Annotated in this window: 16 protein-coding genes and 1 tRNA gene; 6 read left to right on the top strand and 11 right to left on the bottom strand. The window is 67.3% G+C overall.

Translation table 11 applies throughout. From position 1 onward, the window contains the following. Nucleotides 1-33: 33 nt before the first annotated feature. Nucleotides 34-546: a GNAT family N-acetyltransferase gene (locus EYE40_RS11310; RefSeq protein WP_130982046.1), complete on the top strand. Its 513-nt coding sequence runs from the start codon at nucleotides 34-36 to the stop codon at nucleotides 544-546. On the opposite strand, the gene EYE40_RS11305 is transcribed toward EYE40_RS11310, so the two are convergent. From EYE40_RS11305 to EYE40_RS11285, 5 genes are read right to left on the bottom strand one after another with little or no spacing between them, the layout of a single operon-like run. Continuing rightward, a complete protein-coding gene (locus tag EYE40_RS11305) occupies nucleotides 543-1175 on the bottom strand; it encodes a hypothetical protein (RefSeq protein ID WP_130982045.1) in 633 nt (210 codons plus the stop codon). The genes EYE40_RS11310 and EYE40_RS11305 overlap by 4 nt on opposite strands. Nucleotides 1176-1211: 36 nt before the next feature. Continuing rightward, nucleotides 1212-1733: a DUF5666 domain-containing protein gene (locus tag EYE40_RS11300; RefSeq protein WP_130982044.1), complete on the bottom strand. Its 522-nt coding sequence runs from the start codon at nucleotides 1731-1733 to the stop codon at nucleotides 1212-1214. A 48-nt stretch (nucleotides 1734-1781) separates the two neighbouring features. Continuing rightward, nucleotides 1782-2987, bottom strand: a complete 1206-nt coding sequence (locus EYE40_RS11295; protein ID WP_130982043.1) for an ABC transporter permease — start codon at nucleotides 2985-2987, stop codon at nucleotides 1782-1784. Next, nucleotides 2984-3682: an ABC transporter ATP-binding protein gene (locus EYE40_RS11290; protein WP_130982042.1), complete on the bottom strand. Its 699-nt coding sequence runs from the start codon at nucleotides 3680-3682 to the stop codon at nucleotides 2984-2986. Before EYE40_RS11290 ends, EYE40_RS11295 begins: the two co-directional genes overlap by 4 nt. After that, nucleotides 3679-4893: an efflux RND transporter periplasmic adaptor subunit gene (locus EYE40_RS11285; RefSeq protein ID WP_130982041.1), complete on the bottom strand. Its 1215-nt coding sequence runs from the start codon at nucleotides 4891-4893 to the stop codon at nucleotides 3679-3681. The genes EYE40_RS11290 and EYE40_RS11285 overlap by 4 nt, the downstream gene beginning before the upstream one ends. A gap of 86 nt (nucleotides 4894-4979) precedes the next feature. Between EYE40_RS11285 and EYE40_RS11280 the strand changes: the two genes are divergently transcribed. After that, nucleotides 4980-5070: transfer RNA gene (locus EYE40_RS11280), tRNA-Ser, on the top strand. A 51-nt stretch (nucleotides 5071-5121) separates the two neighbouring features. On the opposite strand, the gene EYE40_RS11275 is transcribed toward EYE40_RS11280, so the two are convergent. After that, nucleotides 5122-5811, bottom strand: a complete 690-nt coding sequence (locus tag EYE40_RS11275; RefSeq protein ID WP_130982040.1) for a Type 1 glutamine amidotransferase-like domain-containing protein — start codon at nucleotides 5809-5811, stop codon at nucleotides 5122-5124. Nucleotides 5812-5842: 31 nt separating this feature from the next. Further along, complete coding sequence (locus EYE40_RS11270; RefSeq protein ID WP_130982039.1) at nucleotides 5843-6235, bottom strand: ester cyclase; 393 nt, start codon at nucleotides 6233-6235, stop codon at nucleotides 5843-5845. 145 nt (nucleotides 6236-6380) lie between these two features. On the opposite strand from EYE40_RS11270, the gene EYE40_RS11265 reads away from it, so the two are divergent. Both EYE40_RS11265 and EYE40_RS11260 read left to right on the top strand, forming a co-directional pair. Then, nucleotides 6381-7577, top strand: a complete 1197-nt coding sequence (locus EYE40_RS11265; protein ID WP_130982038.1) for a glycosyltransferase — start codon at nucleotides 6381-6383, stop codon at nucleotides 7575-7577. A 99-nt stretch (nucleotides 7578-7676) separates the two neighbouring features. After that, entirely contained in the window at nucleotides 7677-9680 is a 2004-nt protein-coding gene (locus tag EYE40_RS11260; protein WP_161972385.1) for a bifunctional diguanylate cyclase/phosphodiesterase, read from the top strand. A 3-nt stretch (nucleotides 9681-9683) separates the two neighbouring features. Here the strand turns inward: EYE40_RS11260 and EYE40_RS11255 are convergent, their stop codons facing one another. The 4 genes from EYE40_RS11255 to EYE40_RS11240 all read right to left on the bottom strand — a co-directional run bounded on the left by EYE40_RS11255 (nucleotide 9684) and on the right by EYE40_RS11240 (nucleotide 12763). Beyond that, nucleotides 9684-10103, bottom strand: a complete 420-nt coding sequence (locus EYE40_RS11255) for an organic hydroperoxide resistance protein (protein WP_130982036.1) — start codon at nucleotides 10101-10103, stop codon at nucleotides 9684-9686. Between the two features lie 59 nt (nucleotides 10104-10162). Beyond that, complete coding sequence (locus tag EYE40_RS11250) at nucleotides 10163-11485, bottom strand: MFS transporter (protein WP_130982035.1); 1323 nt, start codon at nucleotides 11483-11485, stop codon at nucleotides 10163-10165. 119 nt (nucleotides 11486-11604) lie between these two features. Further along, nucleotides 11605-12357 carry an SDR family NAD(P)-dependent oxidoreductase gene (locus EYE40_RS11245; RefSeq protein ID WP_130982034.1) on the bottom strand — a complete coding sequence of 251 codons (753 nt, stop codon included), beginning with the start codon at nucleotides 12355-12357 and terminating at the stop codon, nucleotides 11605-11607. A 136-nt stretch (nucleotides 12358-12493) separates the two neighbouring features. Beyond that, nucleotides 12494-12763 (bottom strand): hypothetical protein, encoded by a 270-nt coding sequence (locus EYE40_RS11240; RefSeq protein WP_130982033.1) that lies wholly within the window; start codon nucleotides 12761-12763, stop codon nucleotides 12494-12496. A 103-nt stretch (nucleotides 12764-12866) separates the two neighbouring features. Between EYE40_RS11240 and EYE40_RS11235 the strand changes: the two genes are divergently transcribed. Beyond that, nucleotides 12867-13211 carry a hypothetical protein gene (locus EYE40_RS11235; protein WP_130982032.1) on the top strand — a complete coding sequence of 115 codons (345 nt, stop codon included), beginning with the start codon at nucleotides 12867-12869 and terminating at the stop codon, nucleotides 13209-13211. Further along, complete coding sequence (locus EYE40_RS11230; RefSeq protein WP_130982031.1) at nucleotides 13208-14224, top strand: zinc-binding dehydrogenase; 1017 nt, start codon at nucleotides 13208-13210, stop codon at nucleotides 14222-14224. The genes EYE40_RS11235 and EYE40_RS11230 overlap by 4 nt, the downstream gene beginning before the upstream one ends. The last annotated feature ends 19 nt before the right edge of the window (nucleotides 14225-14243 follow it).

Here is a 14243-nt window from a genome sequence, read left to right as displayed (position 1 = left end):
GTGATCGAAACAACTGTTGGTTAAGGTCTCATCATGGGGGCAACTATTCGGCGGGCAAAACTATCCGACACTGAGGCACTGGGCGACCTGCATTCGTTCTGCTGGCAGGAGTTGTACTCGAAGGTTCTCAAGAAGGAGATCATCGAGGACCTGGACCCCGAGACCATGTCGGCGCTGTGGGTGAAGTTCCTTGGGCGGGGTGACCCCTATCGGCAGTGGGTCGCCGAACTCGACGGCGAGATCGTCGGCTTCGTGGGCTCCGGCCCGGGCCGCGAGCCCGGCAGCGAAAGCCAGACCGAGCTGTACTTTCTTTACGTCGCACCGTCGAAGCGCGGCCAGGGGATCGGCGATGAGCTGCTGAGCGCGGCGGGCGCCGACTTCCTCTGGGTCTGGGAGGGCCACAAGAAGACTCGCAAGTTCTACGATCACCGGGCCTACGCGCCGGAGATCGTGCACGGCGTGCGCGGTAACGGAACGAAGAGCCGCGCCAACCTGATGTTCGGCGCGTATCTCACCGAGTTCCGGCTGCAGCGCAAGGCGAGCTAGCAGCCGGCTTCACCCGCGAACCCGTAGGAGGCGCCCGTGTAGGGCAGCTCTCGGTCGATGCCATTCATCTTCGCGGTGACGGTGGGGTGAGCGCCGGTCGGCACAATCGCCGTGCTGCCGCCCCCCATCAGGCAGCCGGCATCGCTGTGCACGAACGGGGCGACTATGAGGTACTTGTCGCCCGGCTCAATGACTACCGGGGTCTCGTACCGGATGAGCGCATCCCGACTGCCCTCGCGAGGATCCATGGAGAGCTCGGGGCTGATGACCGGAACCTGGCCGTCGATCGTCACCGCGCGGATGGGAATGCCGCTGTCGGAGCCCATGAACGGCAGCCACACCTCAGTGATCTCGACCGGGTACTCGCTCTCGTTGCTCACAAATATTCGCAGGTCGCAGGCGAGGTCGGGGCCGACCACTGCAGTAACGATGTGCTCGTCGAACTCCCCGGCATCGTCATCAGTGCCGAGCATGACCGTCGGTTCGTGGCTGCAGATGAGCGGTTCGGCGTCGGTATAGACGTAGACATCGTCAAGAGCGGATGACGTTACACCCGTGAACGCCCAGAGGGAGCCGAGGCCGCCCAGCGCGACGATCACCGCTGTGACGACCCAGCTCAATCTCTTCATGCCCCGCAGTCTAGTGAGCAGCGCTCACTCGTGGTGCTAGTCGTTGGAACCTGTGGACGGCGGGGTGCCGCCGCCACCGAGGCCGCGCGCGCCCTCGGAGATGCTGGTTGCCGTCACGTTGCCGTCGTCGTCTGCCTCGCCGGAGACGGCGAGCGTGTCACCCTCTTTCAGGTCGCTGACCGCGGCGTCGTCGGTCGTGGTGACCGTTGTGTCGGAGCCGGCGGTGATGGTGACCTGGCTGCCGTCCTCCAGCTCGAGCACGATGGTGTCGCCGTCGACCGAGACGACGGTGCCGGAGGTCAGGTTGCCCATCCCGCCGGTCGCGCCGTCGGGGCGGGTGCCGGTACCGCCGGGGAAGCCCTGCCCGTTCGCGCCCGCCGGACCGGCCGCGCTCGCCGTGGACTGCCCGATGAACACTCCGCCGAGCAGGCCGACGCCGATCGCGGCCACCAGTGCGAGTGCCGGCGTGATGAAGCGCGCCGCGCTCTTCTTATTAGTTGGTAATTCAGGAGTCTTGTCGCCTGAAGCTGCCGGGGTGGTGGTGTCGAGGTTGGTCATGTTCATACTCCTGAATTGTCGAAAGGGTTGTCGAGAGGGTGGGTGGGTTTAGGACGCGCGGAGCGCCTGGATGGGTCGCATCGCTGCAGCGCGCGCCGCGGGGTAGACCCCGAAGAACACGCCGATCGCGACGGAGACCCCGAGCGCGAGAGGGATGGAGTAGTCGAGTACTACCGGCTGGGTGCCGTTGATCTCGTAGTTGGCACCGATGAGTGCGGCGATCACGCCCAGCACACCGCCGAGCAGCGTGAGGGTCGCGGCCTCCAGCAGGAACTGCCCGAGGATGGCGCGCCGGGTCGCCCCAAGCGCTTTGCGGATTCCGATCTCGCGGGTGCGCTCGGTGACCGAGACGAGCATGACGTTAGTGACGCCGATGCCGCCGACGAGCAGGCTGATCGCGGCGACCGCTCCGAGCAGGACGGTGAAGCTGTCGGCCGACGCCTGTTGGGTCTCGAGCAGCGAGCTCTGGTTGGTGATCGTGTAGGTCTCCGTCTCCGATGTGAGCCCCAGCAGTTGGTTCAGAAGGATCTCGATTTCGGCACTAGCCGCATCCACCGATTCGGAATCGATCGCTTCGACGGTGACCGTGGAGACCGCGCCGAAGCCCGTGTAGGAGCGCTGCACCCGGCTGATCGGTGCGAGCACCACCGAGTTCGAGTCGCTGATGCCAGTGCTGCTCTGCGTGGCCAGGATGCCGACCACGGTGAACGGGGATCCGTCGATCGTGACGGACTGGCCGAGCGCTGAGCCTGTGGGGTAGAGCGTCGTCGCGAGGGTCTGGCCGATGACGGCGACCTTCGCGGCGCTCGTCACGTCCGCGTCGGTGAACGCGTCACCGGTCGCGACCGAGGCCGTGCCGACCTCGAAGTACCCGGGAGTGGTGCCGATCACGGTGACCGACTCCTCGGACGTGTCGGTCGAGGCCACGGTAAGGCTCGTCGACACTTGCGGAACAACGGATGCCACGTGCCCGAGCCCGGCAGCAGCGAGATCGTCCACGACCGAGGTGGTGATGCTCGCGGTCGAGGTGGCCTCGGCATCCGGCCCACCGCCCTGCGACGTCCGCACGGTGAGCGTGTTCGTGCCGAGGTCCGAGATGGCGTCGCGAATCTGTTGCGACGAACCGTTTCCGACAGCCAATAAGAGGATGACGCTCGCAACGCCGATCATGACCCCGAGGAGGGTCAGTACCGAGCGCAGCTTGTTGGCGGTGATGCCGCGCAGCGCGCTGGTGAGCATTTCGAAGAGACTCATGCGGCGGCGATCCCGGTGAGGCGGTCCGACGCGATGTTGCCGTCGCGGATGGAGAGCACCCGGTGAGCGCGCTCTGCGACGTGCTCCTCGTGGGTGATGATCACGATGGTGCGTCCGCTCTGCGCGAGGTCGTCGAAGATCGCGAGGATCTCGTCGGTCGACGCGCTGTCCAGGTTTCCGGTGGGCTCGTCGGCGAGCACGAGGGTCGGGTTGGTGACGAGCGCGCGCGCGATGGCCACGCGCTGCTGCTGCCCACCGGAGAGCTCGTGCGGTTCGTGGTCGGCGCGCTGCGCGAGGCCGACGCGGTCGAGCGCCTCGAGCGCGCGGCGTCGTCTCTCCGCTCGGCGCACCCCGCCGTAGACGAGGGGGAGCTCCACGTTGGCGAGCGCGGACATGCGCGCGACAAGGTTGAACGACTGGAAGATGAAACCGATCTCCTGGTTGCGCACCCGGGCCAGCTCGTTCTCGCTGAGTTCTCGCACGTCGTGGCCGGCCAGTGAGTAGCGTCCGCTGGACGCGATGTCGAGGCATCCCAACAGGTTCATCAGGGTGGACTTGCCGGAACCCGACGGGCCCATGATCGCGACGTAGTCACCGGACTCGACGCTCAGGTCGATGCCGCGGAGGGCGTGCACGGCGGCGTCGCCCGACCCGTAGACCTGCTCGATCGCGTCGAGCTCGAGCACGCGGCTCATCGGTTGCCGCCTGTCGGGGGAGTGCCGCCGCCGGGGAAGCTGCCGGTTCCGCCGCCGAAGCCGCCACCCTGCTGCTGGTTGTCGGTGGTGGTTGCGTCGTCGGTGGCGGCCGCGACCTCGCCGAGCACGACCTCCTGGCCGACCTCGAGGCCGCTCGTGATCTCGGTGCCCTGGTCGCCGACCACGCCGAGTTCGACGGTCGTGGTGGTGCTCTCACCGTCGTCGCCGATCACGTCGACGGTGGAGGTGCCGTCGGACGCGGTCGTGATGGCCGCGGTCGGGAGGTAGAGGGCGTCATCCGCCGAAGTGACGGTGGTGATCGCGACGGCGGCGGTCTGGCCGAGGCGCAGCCCCTCGGGGACCTCGTCGAGCGTGATCGTGGTCGCGTAGGTGACGACCGAGTTGCTCGCGGTCGCGGTCGGAGCGATAGCGGTGACCGTAGCTGTCGTCGAGGCGTCGGTAAGCGCGGGGAACGTGACGTCCGCGGTCTGGCCGACCTCGACATCCGCGATGTCCGCCTCGGCGATGGCCGCGGTCATGGTCATCTTCGTGACGTCGGCGATGGTGACGAAGCCGGTGGTGGTGCTCTCGGCGCCGCCGGTCGAACTGCTGGATCCGCCGACCGTGCCGTTGACGGCGATCACGAGGCCCGCGATCGGAGCTTTCAGCGTGGCGTCGGCGAGATCCGCCTTGGCGGCGGCCACCTGCTTCGCCGCCGTGGTGATCTTCTCCTCCGCACTGCTCAGCTGTGATCGGGCGCTGCTGGCGGCCTGCGATGCATTCTGGCTGACGGAGGGGTCAGAGGATGTCGCGTCCTTCTTGGCTTTCGCAAGCGCGGTATTGGCGCTCGTGCGATCGGCGTAGGCACTCGACAGGCTGGACGAGGCCTCGCTCACTGCCGCGCTGAGATCCGTGGTGTCGAGGGTGCCCAGTTTCTGGCCCGCCGTCACCGTGTCGCCGAGCGCGACATCCACTGAGGCAATCGTGCCGGACACGGCGAACGAGGCGCTCACCTCCTGTACGGCGGCAATCGACCCGCTCGCGCTGATAGTGGTGCTCACCGGGCCCTGCTGAACGGTCGTCGTCAGCTGGGTGGCCTCGGTGTCGGTGGACGCCTGGGCGGGCAGGATCAGCAGCAGGGAGCCGGCGATGGCGCCCGCGACGACGACGCCGAGGATCGAGTTCACCAGCATGGGTTTCGAGATCTTCATTGCTGCATCGTGCTGGCGCAGGCTATGCGGGCCTTATGCCCAGCCTGTGAAAGGGCTGGGCGCGGCGATGTACTACTATTGTCGACGGAACCGTGTCCGAGCGGCCGAAGGTGCAACTCTCGAAAAGTTGTGTGGGTGTTGAGCCCACCGTGGGTTCAAATCCCACCGGTTCCGCCATCTGCTTGATCGAAGCCCCGCAGTCCTCACGGATTGCGGGGCTTTTGCGTGTCAGATCCGGCGACCGTCCCGATCGAACTCGAGCCAACGCCCCGTCGAGATGATCTCGGGAGGCTGAGCGGCATCCCGAACCAGCAGTGCTGTGTCGTCGTCGATGACGTACAGCGGGCCGGCGAGCCGGGCGGCGCCGGCGCTGAGCGTCTCGTCGGTCTGGTCGGGGAAGTACGGCGCATCCAGGTGCGCCATCACGCTCCAGTCGAAGAGTGGCAGCGCCGGTGCGACCGAGTGGAGCTGCAGCATCTCGACCTCATCCCGGTCGTCGAATGCCTCGACCATGTCGGCGTGCCGGCGCGAGAAGATCATCGAGCCGGCGCTGGTGCCGAGGTAGACCTTCTCCTCGAGCAGTTCCTGCAGGAGTGGCGCCAGGCCGGAGGCGGTCCATGCGTGGGCCAGCCAGTGGTTGGTGCCGCCGTAGCAGAAGATAACGTCCGCGGACCTGAGTCGCTCCTCGATCACCGCTCGAGGGCCGCCGAACAGCGACATCAGGTCGAACTGCTCCCAGCCCAGAGAGTGGAGCTGCGTGAGGTGCTCGAGGGTCGAACTGTTGTCGCCGTCGAACGGCAGGATCGCGTCGATGATGACCGCGATGCTCGACTCGGCGGGAGGGCGATCGAGCAGCCCGAGGAAGGTCTCGCGGACGAGTTCGTTCTGGAGTCCGCTCGACGTCAGAAGCATGCGCATGACAGAAGCCTGCCACTCGCGCCTTCCTGAGTCACGCCCCCAGCTGCGCCGCGATCTGGTCCAGGTCGGCGGTGCCCGAGAACTCGACGACGCGCCCCTTGACCACCCGATAGAACCCGTACTCTGCTACGTTCACGTGCCGCCGGCTCGGCGCGATGCCGCGGAAGACGCCGGTGTGCGTCCCGCCCCCGCGCAGGTGCACGGCGAGGCGGTCCTCCTCGACGACCAGTTGGATGCGCCTCCACTGCCAGTCCGGAAACCCCTGGAAGAGGGAATCGAGGTCGCCGATCCACGCGTCCGCGCCTCCTGGCAGGTGTGCGCGCTTGACCGAAGAATCCACGAACTCGCGCACGTCATCGAGGTCGTGCCGATTGAGCGCCTCGAGATAGTCGGCGAACCACTCGCGCATCTCCCAGGGCTCCATTGTTCCATTATCGCCGCGAGCGAGCCGGGTCCTGTCGTTCACACAATGCACATCGGGGGTTAATCGACTTCCGGCCGCCCATCTTCCAGCATTGTCCGAACGGCAACGGCGCCGCGGTCCCGCCCACCTCGCGAAAGGCGTCGCAATGAACCGTCCCATTCGAGTGTTGTCGCTGTACGAAGGATTCTTCGCGGGCGGTGCGCGCATCCTGCACACCGATGTCATCGCCGGCCTGCACGGCGCGGGCGACCAGCATCACAGCGTCCTGTCGATCGCGTCGGCCGCCCGGCGCGACTCGTCCGTGCAGCACCTGCACCGAGACCCGCGCTACCTGCGCCTGAAGGCCGCCGGGCTCGAGATCTCGACCCTCGGTCGTGTTGCGGGAGCGGCCGCGTTCGAGCCGTCCACGTTCACCGACCGCGAGCTGCTCGTTGCCGCGCAGGCCGTGCGGCAGGCAGACGTCATCCTCTCTCTGAAGGAACAGCCGCTCGGCCTGCTGCTCGCACTGAGCGAGCGCGGGATGATGCCCCACATCCCCGTCGCCGCGTGCCTGCATCGATCCGACCCGCTGCACTCGGGGCCAGCCGTGTCCTGGCTGGGGCAGGCGGCCGAGACGGGCCTTCTGAGCGCGGTCATCTCGTGCGCGCAGTCGACGAGTGACGCATACGAGTCCTTCCTCGCTCCGACAACCGAGCGATTCGTGGTCGGCAACGGCATCGACACCGACCGCTTCCGCCCCGGCACCGAGGTCGAACAGGCGTCGACCCGCCGCCTGTTCGGCATACCGTTCGATGCGCCGGTCGTGGTCTTCGCCGCCCGCTTCGATGCGATGAAAGACCCTGGCCTGTTCCTCCGCTCCGTGGCGGCGTTCTCGAAGCGCCGACCCGACACACACTTCCTCGTCTGCGGCGCCGGGATGACGCTCGACAACGCCGCGTTCCTCGCGCTGCTCGACGAGAGCGGCGTGACGTCCGCGATGAATGTGCACGCCCTCGGAATCCGCGACGACATGCCCGACATCTACCGCATCGCCGACATCGTGGCGCTGACGAGTGCCTTCGGCGAGGCGTCGCCGCTGTGCCTGCTCGAGGGCGCGGCGTCGGGGGCGACGCCGGTCACCACGGACGTCGGCGACTCGGCGCTCACCGTGCGCGGCATCGGTTTCGTCACCGGCCACGACCCGCTCGAGATCGCGGCGACCTGGTCGGCTGTGCTGGACCAGCGAGCCGAACTGCGCGAGCGCAGCCTCGCGTCGCGCCCGCGTCTCGGGCGGCAGCGGATGATCACCGGCTACGCGGACGTGCTCAGCGCTTTGGTCGAGCGGGCTCGGGTCGCGGCCTAGGACGTTCCTCGTCCTGTCGTGGCGAAACGGTACATTAGGAGGAGTGAGACCAGCATCGGCCCGGACCCGTCTATGCGCTCTCCCTGTCGAAGGATGAACGTGGGGATTCCGCTTCGAGTATCGGCTGCCGAGCAGCAGCGTCTCATCGAGTGCGCTCGCGAGCCCATCCGCCGACCCGATTCGGTTCAACCGCACGGCGCGCTGGTTGTCGTCGACGCGGCGACATGGCAGATCGTCTCCATCAGCGATAACGCCGTCACTTTCTTCGGCCGTGAAGCGACGGATCTGCTCGGCCAGCACATTTCCCTGGTTACCGGAGTGGAGCCTCTGCCTGCCTTCGCCGAGGTGCTCGACAGCGCCACGATCGCGGCGAACCCGGTTCGGGTTGCCGTCGGCGAGCAGTCCTTCGACGCGATCCTCAACCGGAGCGGGTCGACGGCGTTGATCGATTTCGAGCCGGTGCTCAGCGACGTGGATTCGCAGGCGACCGCCGCGATCTTTGCGGCGATGCACCGCCTCGCCTCGTTCACGACGGCCGAGTCGCTGTGGGCGGCTGCGGCGCGAGAGTTGCACACGATCACCGGATTCGATCGGGTGATGATCTACCACTTCCACCCGGACGCCCACGGCGAGGTTGTGGCTGAGGTTGCGGCCGAAGGCATGGATCCCTACCTCGGCCTGCACTATCCGGCGTCGGATATCCCGTCGCAGGCCCGGGAGCTGTACCTGCTCAAGTTGTCGAGGGTCATCGCCGACAGCCGTGCTGCGCCGTCCGGCCTGCTGGGTCTGTCGGACCCCGAGGCGGTCTCGACCGTGGCGATCGACCTGAGTCGAGCCGAGCTGCGCAGCGTGTCCCCGCACCACCTGGAGTTCATGTGGAACATGGGGCAGGCGTCTACGATGTCGTACTCCCTCGTGCGTGACGGCGAGCTGATCGGCATGATCACCTGCGCCCACCGCACGGCGCGTCGCGTCTCCTTCGAGGTGCGCACCTCACTCGAAGTGCTGGCGAACCAGATCGCCCTGCAATTGAGTTCGATCAAGGCCCTCTCAGCGATGGCAAAGCAGATCGAACTGCGGAATGTGCGCACTCGCGTTGTTTCCGGCCTCGTGGACAACCCCGACATCTCCCGTGAGTTACTGGGCGGGCTCGCGACAATGCTCGACCTCATCCCGGCGGATGGCGCAACGGTGCGGCTGGGCGGCATCGTCGCGTCCGTGGGTGCGGCCCCCGGTGAAGACGGGCAGCTGCGCCTTACCGACGCGCTGCGTGCGCGCGTTTCGGGCCTCGCCTTCGCGAGCGACTCCCTGCTTCTCGACCACCCCGACCTCGCACCGATCGCACCCGCGATCGCCGGCGTGCTGATGGTTCCGGTGGGTGTCGAGGGTGACTATATCGCCTGGTTCCGTACCGAGAAGCTGCATTCGGTGAACTGGCTCGGCGACCAGTCGGCCTCCAACCGCGCGACCGTACTGTCGCCGAGAAACTCCTTTACCTCCTGGAGTCGGGATGTCACGGGCGTCTCCGCCCCCTGGGACGACTTCGAGGCGGAGGCGACCGAGCTCGGTCGCGACATCGAGCGGGTGCTGTTTCACCGTTCCGAGTCGCGGCTCGCTCTCGTCGCCCAGATCGACCCGCTCACGGGTCTCGCCAACCGGCGCCGGCTGCTCGATCGACTCGATCACGCGTTCGCCGGGCATCAGAGGGGGGATGACGTCACCGTGCTCTTCCTCGACCTCGACGGCTTGAAGCAGGTCAACGATTCTCTCGGCCACGACATCGGTGACGCCGTGCTCATCCGCGTCGCGAACCAGCTCGTGTCGACGGCGCGGGCCAAAGACACGGTGGCGCGCATCGGTGGCGACGAGTTCGTGATCGTCTGCGAGAACACCAGCCTCGAACAGGCCGAAGTGCTCGCGCAGCGCATCCTTCGCCTGATCAGGGTCACCGCTGGTGACGCCGAATACGCGTCGGTCGCGATCACCGCGTCCATCGGCATCGCGGATGCGGCCACGGCCGCCGACGGTCCCGATCTGCTGAAGCAGGCGGATGCCGCGATGTATCGGGCAAAGCTCTCAGGGCGCGACCGCAGTTCGCGCTAAGACCTAGTCGTCGGTCACGGTGATGGTGACCTGAATGTTACCGCGGGTCGCGTTCGAGTACGGGCAGAGCTGGTGGGCCTCGTCGGCGAGTTCCTGCGCGACGTCGTGGGGCTGGGTTGGGATCACGACTTCGAGGTGCACGGCGAGCTGCAGGCCGTCATCCACACTCACCAGTTCGACGCGCGCGCCGACCGTCGCGTCGGTCAGCTGGATCTTGCGCTGGCGGGCGACGCTGTTCAGGGCGGAGTGGAAGCAGGCCGCATAGCCGGCCGCAAACAGCTGCTCGGGATTGAAGCCCTCGCCGGATCCGCCGAGCTCCTTGGGTGCCCGCATCTCCAGGTCGACCATGCCGTCGCTAGTGGTGACGTGACCGTCGCGGCCGGCACCGGTGGAGAGGGCGTCGATGGAGTAGATCGTGGGCATGCAAGTTCCTTTGTTCGGGGGTGACCGTTAATGCAACGTGACTCGCGGCGACGAATTCCCTAGTCCTCGAGCGCGGCCCCGCGCAGGTCGGGCAGGGTGAGGGCGGCGAGCGCGGCCACCGCGAAGACGGCGGCGAACACCCCGAACGGCAGCGCGACCCCGCCCGCGGCGAGCAGGGCGGGCACACACAGCGGGGCGATGATCGAGGCGAGGCGCCCGAATCCGGCGGCCCAGCCGGCGCCCGTACCGCGCACGCGCGTCGGGTAGAGCTCTGGCGTCACGGCGTAGAGCGCGCCCCACGCGCCGAGGTTGAAGAAGGAGAGCAGTGCGCCGAAGACGAGGATCGTCGTGACGTCGCCAGCCGTGCCGAAGAACCCGGCCGACACCGCGGAGCCGGCGAGGAAGACCGCGAGCGTGACCCGGCGTCCCCACTTCTCCACCAGCCAGGCCGAGACCGCGTAGCCCGGCAGCTGAGCCAGCGTGATGATGAGTGTGTACTCGAACGACCGCACGAGCGAGAAGCCCTGCGCCACGAGCAGGGTCGGCAGCCAGATGAAGGCACCGTAGTAGGCGAAGTTGACGCAGAACCAGACCAGCCAGAGCGAGATCGTGCGGCGACGCAGGTGCGCGCCGAACAGTGTGGCGATCGAATTCTTCCTGGCGACGACAGGGGCCTCCTCAGCGGCCTCCGGCGTCTCGACTCCGGCCGCCTGCTCGAAGTCGGCGACGATCGCCTCGGCTTCGGCGTGACGGCCCTTCGCCTCGAGAAAGCGCACCGACTCGGGCAGGCGCAGGCGGATGAAGATCGCCCACACCGCGGGAACGGCACCGAGAGCCAGAGCCCAACGCCATCCCGAATCGCTGGTCGGAATGATGAAGTAGCCGATCAGGGCGGCGGCCGTCCAGCCGACAGCCCAGAACGATTCGAGGATGACGATCACGCGCCCACGAATACGCGCGGGCGCGAACTCGCTCACGAGCGTCGAGGCGACGGGTAGCTCCGCGCCGAGGCCGAGTCCCACGAGAAAGCGCAGCGCGATGAGTGCTCCGACCGAGAGCGCGAGCGCCGAGAGACCGGTGAAGACGCCGTATACCAGCAGGGTGAGGGCGAAGACCTGGCGGCGCCCGAGCCGGTCGGCGAGCAGGCCGCCGAGGCTCGCGCCGATCGCCATGCCGAGGAAGCCGGCGGAGGCGACGAATCCGAGCTGGCCGGCATCAGCCTTCCAGGCCACGGCGAGCTGCGCGATCACGAACGAAATGAGGCCGACGTCCATGGCGTCGAGTGCCCAGCCGACCCCGCTGCCGCCGAGGAGGCGGGAGTGCTTGCGCGTCCAGGGCAGTGTGTCGAGGCGTTGTGATCGCGTGCGGGGAGTGGCTGTCATGTGCGGCTTCCGTCGTCGAGGTCGCCCTGTTCGGCGAATAGCCGAGCCTAACGTGAGGCCGTTCGGCAACGCAGAAGCCCCGCGGTTCTGGAGAACCGCGGGGCTTCGTCGAATTGCGACTAGTGCGCGGAGTAACCGCCGTCGACGAGGTGGTAGCTACCGGAGATGAAGGATGCCGCGTCGCTCAGCAGGAACAGCGTCAGTGCGGCGACCTCCTTGTCGGTACCCAGGCGGCGCGAGGCATGCTCGCCTTCGAGGGCGGTGAGTGCTTCCGCCGACAGGCTGGACCGAACGAGGGGAGTGTCGATGAAGCCGGGGCCGACCGCATTCGTTCGCACACCGAGCGCGGTGTATTCGAGAGCTGCAACCTTGGTGAGGCCGATGAGGGCGTGCTTGCTGGTGACGTATGCGGCGTTCTGCGCGATGCCGACCGAGCCGAGAACCGAGGCCATGTTGACGACGGCTCCACCGCCGGCGGCGACGATCGCGGGCAGCTGGAACTTGAGGCCGTAGAAGACACCGTCGAGGTCGACGGCGCGTACGCGGTCCCAGGCGGCGATGTCGTAGTCGCCGATCGTCTGCGGTGCGGCGCCGATGCCGGCGTTGTTGACGGCGAGGTGCAGGCCGCCGAAGGTCTCGGTCGCGAAGGCGACGGCCGCTTCGGAGTCCTCCCACTGGGCGGTGTTCTGGGCGAAAGCGGCAGCCTTGCCGCCCGCGGCGACAATCTCGTCGACGACGCTCTGCGCCGCCTCGACCTTGATGTCGGTGATGACGACCGATGCTCCCTCGGCTGCGAGCTCCCGCGAGATCTCCGCGCCGATTCCGCTGCCGCCGCCGGTGACGATGGCTACCCTGCTGTCGAACCTGGCCACAACGACCACTTCCTTACTTATTCGATTGATGGAATTACGCACCAAATCTACATGCGTTCACATCGAATAACCGACAAACGTCGGATAAAATTTCCGACCGCGCTGATATGGCCGTGAGTCGAGAACTGCCACAATTTCAGTCGTCAGTGCGCGCGGCGATCGCGTGCATCGCCGCCGCGATCTCCTCGGTCTGCGGGATGTCGAACTCGACGTGCCCCGTACCGTCGCTGAAGATCAGGTCCCAGAGTCCGGGGTGCTGGATCAGCGTCACCGTCAGGTGCCCGCGCGTGAAGACTCGGATGTTGCGCAGCTGGATCTCGGAGTGGTCGACCCAGCCGACCAGGTCCTCTTCGCCGGGGAAGCCCGGCAGGCCGTAGGGATCCTCGTCGTCGGCGATGTGAACCATGGCCTCACCTTACGACCGAAGTTCCGCCGATGACTTTACAAGCGTTTACTTATGCTGTAGCTTCGAGGTGTAAGCAAACACTTGTAAACCTAAGGAGCTTCCCATGACCACCTCAACCATCTCCCGCGATACCTCGGTTCGCGCGCCGCTGTTCATCCAGATCGCGGCCTGGGCCATTCCGGTCCTACTGCTCAGCGGCTTCGCGATGATCGCGCTGCTTCCCGTGCTTGTCGCCCTGATCGGGAGCTTCACCGACCAGCGGGCGCGCTACCTCCGCTGGTGGACCACCGCGGTCGCGGCGCTCTACTCGATCCCGCTCGTCATTTTGAACGTGCGCCCCGACCCCGCCGGCAGCCTCACGAAGGACATGCACCCGGTATTCCTCGTGCTCATCGTCGTCTCGGCCGCCGCGCTGCTGGCTCGCCTGTACATCGGACGCCGCAAGTGACCGGCGTGTTGGAGGTCGTCATCCCGGCCATTGTGGAACCGTCGGAGTTCGAGTTGCGCGAGCGCACCCTCACCCCTCCCGGTCCTGACCAGGTCACCCTGCGCATGGAGGCGACCGGTGTCTCCTTCGCTGAACAGCAGATGCGCCGCGGTCGGTACTACGACCAGCCGGCCTTTCCCTTCGTCGGCGGATACGACCTGGTCGGCACGGTGGTCGCCGGTGCTGAAGACCTGCTCGGCCAGCGCTTCGCCGTCGTCACCAAGACCGGCGGCTGGTCGAGTCTCGTGAACGTGCCGGTGAGCGACCTGCTGCCCGTGCCCGCCGACGCGGACGCCGCCGAGGTGGAGACCCTGATCGTGAACGGCATCACCGCGTGGCAGATGCTGCACACCTCCGCCCGGGTGGCGGCCGGCGGAACGGTCGTGGTGCTCGGCGCCAACGGCGGGGTGGGCAACCTGCTCGTGCAGCTGGCTGTGACTGCCGGGCTGCGCGTCATCGGCACTGCGTCGCCCGCCCACCACGAGCTCGTGCGCTCGCTCGGTGCGGAGGTCGTCGACTACCGGGACCCCGAGCTGTACAGCGTCATCCAGAGTCTGGCGCCCGACGGCGTCGACGCTGTGTTCGACCACGTCGGTGGGCCGGGGCTGGTGGAGTCATGGCGATTGCTGCGGCGCGGCGGCACGCTCGTTTCCTACGGCAGCGCGTCCACGATGCACGGCACCGGCAGCGCGCAGCTGCCGATGCTGCAGGCCTTCGCGCGGGTCGTTCTGTGGAACACACTGCCCAACGGGCGGCACGCATCCCTCTACGACTTCTGGGCGGGCCGACGTCGTCGCGAGACCTACATTGCGAGGCAGCAGGATGCGCTCGGCAACCTGCTGCGGCTGGTCGCCGTCGGCGCGGTGCGTCCGCAGGTGGCCGCACGCATCCCGCTGTCGCAGATCGTTCGGGCGGTCGAGCTCGCCGAGTCTCGCACCGTCGCGGGCAAGGTCGTGGTGGTCGCCGATGAGTGAGCGCGGCCGCGCAAGGGAA

This window comes from Glaciihabitans arcticus (assembly GCF_004310685.1).
Taxonomy (GTDB): domain Bacteria; phylum Actinomycetota; class Actinomycetes; order Actinomycetales; family Microbacteriaceae; genus Conyzicola; species Conyzicola arctica.
The sequence above is the reverse complement of the archived record's forward strand: the minus strand, read 5'-3'. Positions and strand labels throughout refer to the sequence as shown.

Bases quoted from the DNA above. Each gene is read 5' to 3' on its own strand.
- EYE40_RS11275 (WP_130982040.1), bottom strand. From the start codon at position 5,811: ATGCGCATGCTTCTGACGTCGAGCGGACTCCAGAACGAACTCGTCCGC.
- EYE40_RS11235 (WP_130982032.1), top strand. From the start codon at position 12,867: ATGACCACCTCAACCATCTCCCGCGATACCTCGGTTCGCGCGCCGCTG.
- EYE40_RS11290 (WP_130982042.1), bottom strand. From the start codon at position 3,682: ATGAGCCGCGTGCTCGAGCTCGACGCGATCGAGCAGGTCTACGGGTCG.
- EYE40_RS11240 (WP_130982033.1), bottom strand. From the start codon at position 12,763: ATGGTTCACATCGCCGACGACGAGGATCCCTACGGCCTGCCGGGCTTC.
- EYE40_RS11255 (WP_130982036.1), bottom strand. From the start codon at position 10,103: ATGCCCACGATCTACTCCATCGACGCCCTCTCCACCGGTGCCGGCCGC.
- EYE40_RS11300 (WP_130982044.1), bottom strand. From the start codon at position 1,733: ATGACCAACCTCGACACCACCACCCCGGCAGCTTCAGGCGACAAGACT.
- EYE40_RS11310 (WP_130982046.1), top strand. From the start codon at position 34: ATGGGGGCAACTATTCGGCGGGCAAAACTATCCGACACTGAGGCACTG.
- EYE40_RS11270 (WP_130982039.1), bottom strand. From the start codon at position 6,235: ATGGAGCCCTGGGAGATGCGCGAGTGGTTCGCCGACTATCTCGAGGCG.
- EYE40_RS11295 (WP_130982043.1), bottom strand. From the start codon at position 2,987: ATGAGTCTCTTCGAAATGCTCACCAGCGCGCTGCGCGGCATCACCGCC.
- EYE40_RS11305 (WP_130982045.1), bottom strand. From the start codon at position 1,175: ATGAAGAGATTGAGCTGGGTCGTCACAGCGGTGATCGTCGCGCTGGGC.
- EYE40_RS11265 (WP_130982038.1), top strand. From the start codon at position 6,381: ATGAACCGTCCCATTCGAGTGTTGTCGCTGTACGAAGGATTCTTCGCG.
- EYE40_RS11250 (WP_130982035.1), bottom strand. From the start codon at position 11,485: ATGACAGCCACTCCCCGCACGCGATCACAACGCCTCGACACACTGCCC.
- EYE40_RS11285 (WP_130982041.1), bottom strand. From the start codon at position 4,893: ATGAAGATCTCGAAACCCATGCTGGTGAACTCGATCCTCGGCGTCGTC.